Below are 10,839 nucleotides of genomic sequence, written 5' to 3' on the forward strand. Positions count from 1 at the left end.
CCCAGTTGCAGGATCGCAACGTCGACCTGGTCGTGCTCGACCAGAACATCGACACGTCCACCGCGATGGGCCGGATGTTCTTCCAAATCCTCGGCTCGATAGCCGAGTTCGAGCACGCGCTGATGTCCGAACGCACCCTCGACGGCTTGGCCGCCGCCCGGGCCCGCGGTCGCACCGGCGGGCAGAAACCCAAACTGACCCCGCGTCAGGCAAAAATCGCCCAGCAGATGTATGAGGAGACCGGACCCGACGGACGCCGGGTACACACCGTCGAGCAGATCGCCGCCGAGTTCGGCGTCACCCGGCCCACCATCTACCGTCACCTGGCCAAGCTGCCCGCCGAAGCCATCTGAACAGCGGAAACCATAAGCAGAGCGCAGGTTACCGCCCCTTACGGCCGCACCTTGGCGCTCACCCCATCAAGGCGCGTTACCGCCTATTGCCGGTTTCCGCCGTACCTTGGCTGTACCCCTCGTAGAGGTCGGTGTGCCCGTCCGCGATGTGCTGCTGGAACGCCTCGTTGCCCCGGCTGGCCTGCTCGCGGATGAAGTCGATGAGCGCCTGTAGCCGGTCCGGAACGACGTCGATGACCTCGGCGCCGACCTGCGGCCCGTACGCGTGGCAGAAGTCGGCGAGCCGACGCCCCTGCTCCGTCGGGTTGCCGAAGCTCTCCGGGTTGCTCGGTGCCTGCAGCGGCGCGAACCGGTAGCCGGCGTAGGCGATGTCCCAGACCCGGGGTCCGGGGTGAGCCGCGTCGAAGTCAATGAAGGCCACGGCAGCGCCGTTTCTGACCACACAGTTGTACGGGGCGGCGTCGCCGTGGCACATGACCTCGGCCGGCTGCCGGGCCGGGAGTAGCCAGGAGTCGTCGGGGCGCGGCCGGAACGTGGCGCCCGCGTCGTGCAGGGCCCGCAGCAGTGCGGCGGCGGTGGTGACAAGCGCGCGCGTACGCAGGTGCGGGGTGAGGGTTTCGGGGACCTCGCCGTCGACGAAGGTGAGCACCTCGTTGCTGTCGCTGTCGAGGCCACATGGCTCGGGCGCGCCGTGGAAGCCGTGGTCGCGCAGATGTCGCAGGAGTCGATGGATGGCCGGCGCCGCCGGTGACGCCGGCCGGTGGACGACGTCACCGCGGCGGCGTACCACGTTCACTCCGCCCCGGAAGTCCTGTCGAATGGTCATGTGCTGCTCGCAATCAGCGGGATCAGGCCGGGCGTTGACTGGCTACACATCATCGGCGTAGGTGATGCCGATGTGGATGCCTGTCGTCGTATCCTCGGCGGCACCTTAACCCCGGGAGCGGCCCTGTTACGGTCGGCGAATCGTCCGCCACTATCCGAAGGACAGGTTGTGGGTATCTCCGTCGTCGTTCTAACCCTGCTTCTCGCCGTGGTGATCCTGGCCGTGGCCGTCCCGAAGGTCGCCGGCCAGGCCGGGATGCAGGAGCGGATGGCCCACCTGGGCGTCTCCCCCGCCCGCACCCGGATGATCGGCGGCCTTGAGCTCCTCGCGGTCGCCGGCCTGCTGCTGGGCCTGCTCTGGTGGCCGATCGCCGTCGCTGCCGCGGTCGGTTTGACCCTGCTGCTGATCGGGGCAGCGGGCTTCCATGCCCGCGCGAAGGACCCGGTCCCGGTCGTCCTGGTCCCCGTGGTGTTCGCGCTTGCCACCGCCGCGCTGGCGGTCCTGCACATCCTGAACGCCTGACGTCCGAGGCGCCGCCCGGGTCCGAACAGCTGACCCTGCCCCGACCCGGGTGGTACTGGTGGGGCAGGTCAGCGTTCTGGGCATAGCCAACGGTCGAACCAGGCGCGCGTGCGGTGTAGGACGTCGAGTTGGTGGGCGCGCTCGCGGATGGAGTGGCCCTCCCTCGGATAGATCACGAACTCGTGCTCAACGCCGAAGTGGCGTAGCGCCCGATGGAGATACACGGCCTGACCGAGCGGGACGTTGGTGTCCTCGGCACCGTGCAATATGAGCACCGGGGTGCGGATGCGGCTGGCGAAGGAGATCGGGCTGACCGCAGCATGGGGGTGCGGTCCGATGCCGGACCAGCCGGTGCTTCCGCCGAGTGCGGCTTCGAACTGGCCGTTCTCCCCGGTCGCGGCGAGCATGCCCCAGTCGGTGACGCCGGCGCCAACCAGTGCGGCGCGGAACCGGTCGGTCTGGCCGACGGCCCAGGCGGACATGAAGCCGCCGTGGCTCAAACCGGCGATGCCCAGCCGATCGGGATCGGCGATGCCCCGGGCGACGAGCAGGTCGATGCCGGTCAGAATGTCGGTCCACTCCTCCCGGCCGACCCGGCCTGCCACGCGGGCGGCGAACTGGTGGCCGTGGCCCTGCCCACCACGGGGGTTGGGCAGAAACACCGCGTGGCCGGCGGCGGCCAACCATTGGCCGCTGGGGAACCAGAACAACTGGCAGCGGTCGGCGTGCCGGTCGTACGGTCCCCCGTGCACGATCGTGACCAGCGGGAACGGCCCCTCAGCCGCGGTCTTTCCCACCGGCAGGACGAGCAAGCCGTCCAGGGCGAGCCCATCGGCGGCGTGGTAGGTCAGTGGTTCCTGCGTGCCGAGTGGGATCCTGCCCAGTTCCGGACGGGTGTCGGTGATTTTCCGCAGCGGTCCAGCCGGTGAACCGAAGTGAACGTTGGCGAGTTGATACCGGCTGCCGGTCAGCGCGGCGACCTCGGCGCCGGTACGGGTGGCGGTGAGGCCGTCGAGACGTCCCTGGTGCTGTGACAGGGGTGTGAGTTTGTTGGGGTCGAGCCGGGCCAGGGTGGTGTTCAGTCCGTCGGCGAACACCATCAATGCGGCGGCGTCGGTTTGGCACAGTTCGGTGGGGCACATCGACAGCCCGGCGGTGCGGTTACGCAGGACACGATCGCCCAGGGCCAGGTCGAACACGGCGCTACCGGCCTGTAGGCCCGGTGGGGTGAGGGCGAGGTAGCCGAGGTGCCAGCCGTCCTCCGCCGGCCACCACGCCAGTGAGCGCGCGTCGGCGGCGACCGGCCCAAGGTCCTCCGTGATTCCGGTGCGGTAGTCGAACAGGTGCAGCCGGGTGGTGCGGGGACCGTAGTCGTTGTCCGCACTGGCCTGCGTGAGCACGGCGAGCGGGCCGCCGTCCGGTCGTTGTCGCAGTTCGACGACGTGCCGACCGTCGAACACGGTCGGCGTGGTGATCCGACCTGTCTCGAGGTCGAGTAGTCGCAGCCTGGCCCGTGGCTCCCGCTCGCCGACGACGACAGCGTCGTCGCGGTCCCGGGCGCGGCGCTCGTCCTCCTCGGTGGGTTCATCCTGCGCGAGCAGGGCGACCTGGGTGAGGTCGGCGAGCGGCAGGTGGTCGGTGATACCGACCCGCCAGCCGGTCAACCCGGTCACGGTGCCGTCCGCGAGGGTGAGCCGGTGCAACTGCGGGATACCGCGCTCGGCGCGATCGGACAGGAAGAACAGCCCGCCCGAGTCCGTGGACCAGCGCGGCTGGGACTCCGTCGCGGTGTCCGCGGTCACCCGGCGTGCCGCACCGCTACCGCCGACGTCGACCAGCCACAACTCGGTGTCGAGGTGGTCACCGATGCGGCTGGTGGGAGCCAGCACGTAGCCGATCAAGCGGCCGTTCGGGGCGAGAGCCGGGGTCTGGGGGGCACGACCATCCACCACGAGTTCGGCGGTCAGAGCTGTCATGCGATCAGTTTGCCGCCTGGGTCGTAGCGGGCCAGGACGCGACGTAGGCGGGCAAGGTTGGTGCCGTGGTAAGCGGGGTCCAGTGGCGCCCGATCCGGTTCCGGGGAGTTGGGATAGATCATTCCGGATCCCCATGGGTGCGAGGTCGACCAGGATCCGTCGACCCATCGTCGCGCGTCGCGGCGCGACTCGTCGCTGGCCCGGCGCATGATCCACGCCGCGTGTTTGAGAATGAACCGGGTCCGCTGGTGCACGAATGCGGTGGCATCCGGCGGCACCCGGGTCATTGCGCCACCCCATGGGATGAACTCCAGGACCCGCGACTGATCAACGACTGGTCCGGCCAGCAGGTAGTCCACGAGGGCTTCGACAGCGGTGTAAAACAGGTCCGGGTCACGCTCTGCGTCAGACCAGAGGGTGCGACCGTCGGCCAACACCACCTCGGCGGCGACCAGGTGGTCGCAACCGAGGCCGTACAGCCGGGACAGGCTGCCGTACCCGCCGCCGAGCACCGCACCGCCAAGCGCCACCTCGGGGCACCACCCGCAGGAAATCGCCCGGTCGCCGGGGCCCAGCCGGCGGCGTAGGTCGCGGATGCGCACCCCCGGGCCGGTGACCAGCAGGTCACCGTCCATCCGCAGGTCTCGCATCCCATCCACATCAACGAGCAGCCCGTCGGTGGTGGGCCTGTCGGCGAAGCTGTTGCCGCCGCTGCGCACCGCGACCGGGATCCGGTGGGCTTGGGCGAAAGTGAGCGCTGTTGCCACATCGGCGGTGGTGGCGCAACGCACCACCCTCGGGCCACGGCCAGGCGTTGCCATTGGCCTCCGGAGAGGTCGACTCCACCGCGGAATGCGGTGGTGAGCAGTGTCTGCCAGGTTGCGGGCAGCGCGGCGACGACCTCGTCGGCGAGAGCCTGTCCGGGGCTGCGGCGCAACGCCGCGTCGTCCGGGTCGACGCGGTCCGCCCGGCCCATCCGGACGTTGACCCGGGGCCGAGTCCGGCCACCGAACGGGTTCCTGCAACATCATCATGATCCGGTCCGCGACCGTGTCCGGATGCAGCTCCCGCAGGTCGGTGCCGTCCCAGCGGACCGTGCCCGCGCTGGGGCGGTACAGCCCGGCGATGACCTTCGCCAGGGTGGTTTTACCGGAGCCGTTCTTCCCGACCAACGCCACCGTCTGTCCAGCGTGAATGGTGAGATCGATATCCCGCAGGACCGGAGCGGAGCTCGGATAACGAAAGAAAACGTTGCTCAGTTCGATCCGTTGTGGTGCCCGCGGGGCCGGGCGGCCGGCCCTCGGCCGGGTCCGAGTTCGGGCCTCGTCCAGGAACACCTGGAAGTCCGCGATGTATAAAGTCCCTGCTCAAAAATCTGGTCCGTGGCCCGTACCAGGCGGCCCAGGGCCGTCACCGCGGTGCGGGTGGCGATCAGCGCGGTGCCGGCGACGGCGAGCTGGATCCAACCGACGTTCAGCATTAGCCACAGCATCGCGAAGACGCAGCCGAGCCCGATTCCGGCAAGTGCCCGGCCCAGTGCGCGGGCCCGGGCCCGCGCCATGCCAGCCGAGACCTCCTCGTCTCGCACCTGATCCGCTGCCTGCCGGTACCGGGTCAACACGCTGTGCTGCGCCTGGGTGGCCCGAACCTCGGCGGCGGGCTCCCGCATGGTGGCCAGGTCGGTCACCATCGTCACCCGCCGGTTGAGAGCGGCGAGGCGGGCGTTGCTGACATAGCCGAGCCGGGCGGCCCGCAGCGCGGCCCAGCCGTCCGGTACGACCGACAGCACCAGCACCGGCAGCAGCGCCGGGTGCAGCACGGAGAGGCTGACTGCCGCCGCCGCAACCGCTAGCCCCGCGCTGATCGCGTCGACCAGGTTGTCCACGACACGCTGGAGGTAGAGCAGTCCACGGTCGCGGGCCCGAAACATGCGGTCCAGGAAGCGAGGCTCGTCGAAGGCGGTCAGCTCGACGCTGAGGCCCGCCTCCACCAGCTTCTCGTCGGCCAGCCGACGAACGGCCGGCCCGATCCGCGCGTGGACCAGGGTGGCCGCCATCTCCAGCCCACCTCGGATGGCGTAGGCGGCCACCACGAGGACCAGCGCGGGCGCGGCGGCGGCCAGCCGGTCGCCGGTTGGTCCGGCGGCGAAGAGCTGCTCGAGCACGCCGGCGATGGAGACCAACCCGTAGGTGGTCGCCACCCCGGCGACGATGTGCAGCAGGAGGAGGGCGGTGGCCGCGCGACTGACGGCAGCGCTCATGGTGGCCCTGCACCGAGCCGGGCGCAGCACCGAGGCGGCTGCCGTCTTCCACCAACGTCGACGGTGGCTGCGCAACGAGTACGGCGTCAACGCGGCCCCGACGCTGCAGCGGCTGCACATCGCGATCCTGCGCCACGACCCAGCGGTAGAACTGCGTACGGCATCTGGGCGGTTCTGACCAACCGGGGACCGTGCAGGCCCGAGGAATCGATCAACACGACAAAGCAATCAGGGTCATCAGCGCGTGTCGTTCTGGCTACAGTGCCCTTGTGATCGATTCGATGGATGTGGGTGAGGTCAGCGTCAGCTACCAGCTGGCCGGGAGCCCGGCCGGGCAACCCGTGGTGCTCCTGCACGGCCTCGGTGACAGCGGGGCGGACTGGGTGCCGGTGCTGGCGGAGCTGGCCACCACCTTCCAGGTATTCGTCCTGGATCTGCGCGGGCACGGAAGCAGCAGCCGGCCCGGTAAATGCTCGTTTGAATTGATGCGCGACGACGTGCTCGGCTTCCTGGATGCGGCGGGGCTGGAGCGCGTCGCACTGGTCGGGCACTCCATGGGGGCGGTGGTGGCGGTGTTGGTGGCGCAGGCAGCCCCGGATCGGGTTACGCATCTGGTGTTGGAGGACGCGACCGTGCCCCGGCCCGGAGATCTGTACCGGCCGCGGCTGGTGGCACCGGACGAGCCGACACCGTGTGACTTCGCGGTGGTCAACGCGATCCGGGCGCAACTGACCGATCCGGATCCGGCCTGGTGGGAGGGGACCGACACGGTCAAGATTCCGACGCTGATCGTTGACGGAGCCAGCAGCGATGACCGGCAGGCGTTGCTGGCGGCAGCGGCGGCACGGATGCCGAACGCCAGGCTGGTCACGGTCACCGCGGGCCACTATGTGCACCGAGACCAGCCGGCCAGGTTCCTGGAGGCGGTCGTGCCGTTCCTGTGCCAAGGCAGCACAACCTCACGCTGACGACCGACGGGCGCGGGGGGCAATGTTCCGTGGATGTCGAGGAGTACACGCGAGCGCTGGCCGCGGCGAACCGATACGGGTGGGCGTTCCTGGCCGCATACGGGATCACCTGGCTTGTCGCCGCGGCGGCGTGGGCGAGGGCCAGGGCGCGGACCGCGGTCATCGTCACGCTCTTCCAGGGCATGGTCGCGCTGCCGGTAGCCCAGGCGTTGACGCTGCTGACCCCCGGCCCGCCGCCGCCCCACCACGCCGCCCTCGACTCGCTGTCGGTGACGATTGCGACCGGTCAGCTGCTCGGCCTTCCGGTCGTCATCTTTCTGGTCCTGAGTAGGCGATACACCTTGGTGCCGCTGGGCATGGTCATCCTGGTGGTCGTGCATTTCGCGCCCTATTCGTGGCTCTACGGAACCCCGCTCTACCTGGTGCTGGGCGCTGCGATCTCGGTGGCCGCCGCGCTCGTCAGCCACCGCACCGAGCGCGAAGGCGGCCCCGGCTCGATCGCCGGCGCACACCGGACATGCCTGTCGACCGGGCTCCTTATGCTGACCGGGGCCGCGGTCGCGCTGGCCCTCTGACTCGGACGGCGGCACTGACGCTGCAGCGACTACACATCGCGATCCGTATGATCCAGCAGTACGAATTACATCCGTACGGTCAGACCAACACTCACTACTGGTGGATTTTGGTATGAAGTGGGATATTGTCTACCCGCGCAAGGCTAACCCGGGTAACCACATCGCGGTCATCTCGCCGTCGTTCGCAGCAGCGGGCGCCTATCCGGACATTCACGAACAGGCCATGCGACGCCTTACCGAGGTCACTGGCCTAGTGCCGGTGGAGTACCCGACCACTCGACAGGTCGATGCGACACCGGAAGCACGGGCCGCCGACATCAACGATGCCTTCGCGGACCCCCGGATCCGCGCCATCCTCGCCGTCACCGGAGGCGAGGACCAGATCACGGTCATCCCCCACCTGAACACCGAACTGGCCCGCGCCGACCCGAAACCGTTCCTCGGCACCAGCGACAACACCAACCTGCACCACTGGCTGTGGGGGCACGGCGTCGCTAGCTTCTACGGCGGGTCCACCCAGGTCCACCTCGGTCCCGGTCCGGGCGTGGACGACATTCACGCCCGATCCCTACGGGCGGCCCTACTGACCGGAGAGACCTTGGAAGTCACCGATCCCGGCGAATCCGAGGACGTCGGAATCGACTGGGCCGACCCGCGAGCCCTGAAGCACTTCGGTGAGCGGGAACCCACCGAGCCATGGACCTGGCACGGGCCTCGACGCACAGTCACCGGCATGGCCTGGGGCGGTTGCCTCGAGGTCATCGAATGGATCCTGAGCGCCGGGCGATTCCCTCCTTCCCCGGGCATCCTGGACGGCGGGGTACTGATCATCGAGACCTCGGAGGAGCTACTACCTGCCCGCAACGTGGCATGGATCGTCCGTACCCTCGGCGAACGCGGCATTCTCGGCGCGGTCGACGCGGTCCTGGTGGCCCGCCCGCCGGTCTCGAACTTTACCCACCGTCCCCCAGCCGAAGACCGGAAGCTGCTGCGCGACCAGCAACGCGATGCGATCGTGGACGTAGTGATGCGCTACAACCCGCAGGCTGTCATCTGTGTCGGCATCCCCTTCGGCCATACGCGACCACAGTGGATTTTGCCACACGGCGGCACCATCACCGTGGATGGCTGCGAACACCGAGTCCACGCCAACTACCAATAGTTCCAGGCAGCACCTTGAGCCGCATACGCGTAGCCCGCGAAGCTGATGCGATCAGTTGGCGTATGGTGCGTAGCCACGACTCGGCGAATCTTGATCACGGGAGCCACCGGCTACCTGAGATCACGAGTAGCCGAGCGTGCAGCAGATGCGGGCTGGTCAGTCATTGGCACACACCTGCGTGCCGCCAGCGACATCGCCGAAGGGCAGTTGGACATTCGAGACGCCGCCGCGGGTTCGTGACCTGGTACAACAGGTTCGTCCCGATGCGGTGATCCACACTGCTGCCGGGCGTGACGACTGGCGGGCCATGGCTGATGAGGCAGCGCCACCCGACCCGGTCTACCGGTATGGAGCCACGAAGGCGGCGGCGGAGACGGCGGTCGCCGCTGTTGATCCTGCTGCTGCCGTGGTGCGTACGTCGTTGATTCTCGGCTACGGCCGGGGGACAACACGAGATCCTCACTCGTGACCTGATTGCCGGCAGGGTCCAGGGCGCGCTGTTAACCGACATGGTCCCAAAGCCGATACACGTCGACGACCTTGCCGACGCACTGCTTGAGCTAGCCGCCAGCAGCTACGGGGGTGTCCTCAATGTCGCCGGCCCCGATGCCATCAGCCGCTACGACTTTGGTGTTCTGATCGCGCGTCGCGCGGGTCTCGATCCGGCTCGGACACCCGTGGCCTGGTTCGTCCATCTACTGTGGGGGATGGAACCGGCCGACGCCGACCCTACTTCGGCAAGGTGCTGCGCGATACGGCGAAGGGCACCCCCCCCGAACGGGATGATGACGGGATGTCCCACGAACAGAAGATGGTTTACGGCAAGCTCGTGCGTGATCGCATTCCGGAAATCATCACCGCCGATGGTCAGATCCCAAGGGTCCGGGTACTGGGCGACCCGGACCTACTTCCTGCACTGATCGCGAAGTTGCACGAGGAAGCGGACGAGGTCGCATCCGCCGAGCCGAACGCGCGACTTGGTGAACTTGCCGACGTGCGCGAAGTACTCGCCGCCCTGACGATCGCGTGTGACTTCACCGAGGTGCAAGTAGAGGAGGTGGCTGCCAGCAAGCGCGCCGAGCGCGGCGGGTTCGCGCAACGCCTCTGGCTCGACGAGGTGCTCATCCCCTGACGGGCGAACTCGGCTGCCCGGGTCTCCGGCGAACCAGCGCTGACGGTTCCCGGTGACCCAAGGATGAAACCCGCTTAACTAGCCTGAAGACCCGCGGATCGGGGCCTATTCGGTCTCGATCCAGTCCGGGTAGGCACCGACGCGGCACTCGAGGCCGCCTACACCGTCCGCGTAGAACCGGCACAGCCTCAGCGTTCCTGGGATCGCCGGTCGGCGGCCAGCTTGAGTGCCTGGCGCAGTGGACCCAGCGGCGGCACCCCGGATCCCCCGTCATCATCGCGATACAACCGACACGCCAGCGCCGGAAGCTGTCCAGGCTCGACGAACGGGTCCCTGCCGTCGATAAACACGCTGGGCGAGCCGGTGAAGCCGATCCGTTCGGCCTCGTCCTGAGTTTCGATCACCCGGGTGGTGAACCGCACCGCCGACAAGCCCACGTCGTCGAGCGCCTGGCGCAGCACGACGGCGGCCGGCTCTTCGTTCAGGCAGTCGACGACCACCAATAGCTGTACGTCCATCGAGCCCATCCTTCGCTGCCGCTGAACGCCCACTTGACCTCAGGGCCAACATCGGGTGTGTCAGAGTCGTATCGTGGTGAAGGGGTGGCACCGTAGACCGCGTCCGCTTCCTTCCGCTCGGTCTCGGTGAACCCGATCTTGGCCAGCACCCGATGCGAAACAGTGCTCCAGCCCCAGACCATGGCCCATAGACGTTCGCGCCCGGACGATCTCGCCCAGTCTAGAAGGGGTGTTGGTAAGAACGACAACACCAGGGGCCAAAAAGATGATCTACGTGTGAGGGCTGTCGGGGTGTGCTGGTCGTCGGAATGATCTCCGGCTATGAAACGTCCTTTGATGAGTCTTGGGGACCTGGTTGAGCACTGGACGTTGGTCGGTGCTGAGCAGGATTTGGTCGCGGCGAAGCACCGCGATACGCAGCTCGGCTTTGCGTTGTTGCTGAGGTTCTATGGCCGGTTCGGCCGGTTCCCGCGTGTGCGTGCGGAGCTGCATGAGGACGTGGTGGAGTTCGTGGCGCGGCAGTTGGGCGTTGACGCAGGCTCGTTGG

At 68.2% G+C, this 10,839-nt stretch carries 11 protein-coding genes and 3 pseudogenes; 9 read left to right on the forward strand and 5 right to left on the reverse strand.

What is annotated here, in order from left to right; all coding sequences use genetic code 11:
• The coding region (locus K228_RS0122765) for a recombinase family protein (protein ID WP_025620481.1) at window positions 1–353 on the forward strand (353 nt) is incomplete at its 5' end.
• Between the two features lie 76 nt (window positions 354–429).
• On the opposite strand, the gene K228_RS0122770 is transcribed toward K228_RS0122765, so the two are convergent.
• The gene (locus tag K228_RS0122770; protein WP_025620482.1) at window positions 430–1,179 is read right to left on the reverse strand and encodes an aminoglycoside phosphotransferase family protein; all 750 of its coding nucleotides are present in this window, start codon (window positions 1,177–1,179) and stop codon (window positions 430–432) included.
• Window positions 1,180–1,347: 168 nt separating this feature from the next.
• On the opposite strand from K228_RS0122770, the gene K228_RS0122775 reads away from it, so the two are divergent.
• A complete protein-coding gene (locus K228_RS0122775; protein WP_025620483.1) occupies window positions 1,348–1,701 on the forward strand; it encodes a DoxX family protein in 354 nt (117 codons plus the stop codon).
• 68 nt (window positions 1,702–1,769) lie between these two features.
• Here K228_RS0122775 and K228_RS0122780 read toward each other — a convergent pair whose 3' ends face one another.
• The 3 genes and pseudogenes from K228_RS0122780 to K228_RS26050 form a co-directional block, all read right to left on the reverse strand.
• On the reverse strand, window positions 1,770–3,677 hold the full coding sequence (locus tag K228_RS0122780; RefSeq protein ID WP_025620484.1) for a S9 family peptidase: 1,908 nt from the start codon (window positions 3,675–3,677) through the stop codon (window positions 1,770–1,772).
• Entirely contained in the window at window positions 3,674–4,444 is a 771-nt protein-coding gene (locus K228_RS27760; protein ID WP_245603562.1) for an FAD-binding protein, read from the reverse strand. Before K228_RS27760 ends, K228_RS0122780 begins: the two co-directional genes overlap by 4 nt.
• Before the next feature lie 26 nt (window positions 4,445–4,470).
• A pseudogene (locus K228_RS26050) lies at window positions 4,471–5,928 on the reverse strand (ATP-binding cassette domain-containing protein); the annotation flags it as partial.
• On the opposite strand from K228_RS26050, the pseudogene K228_RS0122795 reads away from it, so the two are divergent.
• From K228_RS0122795 to K228_RS0122815, 6 genes and pseudogenes are all read left to right on the forward strand, one after another.
• Window positions 5,918–6,115: pseudogene (locus K228_RS0122795) on the forward strand (BTAD domain-containing putative transcriptional regulator); the annotation flags it as partial. The pseudogenes K228_RS26050 and K228_RS0122795 sit on opposite strands and share 11 nt — an antisense overlap.
• A gap of 109 nt (window positions 6,116–6,224) precedes the next feature.
• Window positions 6,225–6,905 (forward strand): alpha/beta fold hydrolase, encoded by a 681-nt coding sequence (locus K228_RS0122800; RefSeq protein WP_025620486.1) that lies wholly within the window; start codon window positions 6,225–6,227, stop codon window positions 6,903–6,905.
• A 29-nt stretch (window positions 6,906–6,934) separates the two neighbouring features.
• Window positions 6,935–7,480 carry a DUF7010 family protein gene (locus K228_RS0122805; protein ID WP_025620487.1) on the forward strand — a complete coding sequence of 182 codons (546 nt, stop codon included), beginning with the start codon at window positions 6,935–6,937 and terminating at the stop codon, window positions 7,478–7,480.
• A gap of 112 nt (window positions 7,481–7,592) precedes the next feature.
• On the forward strand, window positions 7,593–8,642 hold the full coding sequence (locus tag K228_RS0122810) for a S66 family peptidase (RefSeq protein ID WP_080671679.1): 1,050 nt from the start codon (window positions 7,593–7,595) through the stop codon (window positions 8,640–8,642).
• Between the two features lie 45 nt (window positions 8,643–8,687).
• Window positions 8,688–9,325, forward strand: a pseudogene (locus K228_RS30270) (sugar nucleotide-binding protein); the annotation flags it as partial.
• 59 nt (window positions 9,326–9,384) lie between these two features.
• On the forward strand, window positions 9,385–9,774 hold the full coding sequence (locus K228_RS0122815; RefSeq protein WP_080671680.1) for a nucleoside triphosphate pyrophosphohydrolase: 390 nt from the start codon (window positions 9,385–9,387) through the stop codon (window positions 9,772–9,774).
• A gap of 188 nt (window positions 9,775–9,962) precedes the next feature.
• On the opposite strand, the gene K228_RS0122820 is transcribed toward K228_RS0122815, so the two are convergent.
• On the reverse strand, window positions 9,963–10,301 hold the full coding sequence (locus tag K228_RS0122820; RefSeq protein WP_245603561.1) for a DsbA family protein: 339 nt from the start codon (window positions 10,299–10,301) through the stop codon (window positions 9,963–9,965).
• A 327-nt stretch (window positions 10,302–10,628) separates the two neighbouring features.
• Between K228_RS0122820 and K228_RS0122825 the strand changes: the two genes are divergently transcribed.
• Window positions 10,629–10,839 (forward strand): DUF4158 domain-containing protein (locus tag K228_RS0122825; protein WP_188116245.1); only part of this gene is annotated, 211 nt, incomplete at its 3' end.

It is taken from the genome of Salinispora cortesiana, assembly GCF_000484695.1.
Classification (GTDB): Bacteria; Actinomycetota; Actinomycetes; order Mycobacteriales; family Micromonosporaceae; genus Micromonospora; species Micromonospora cortesiana.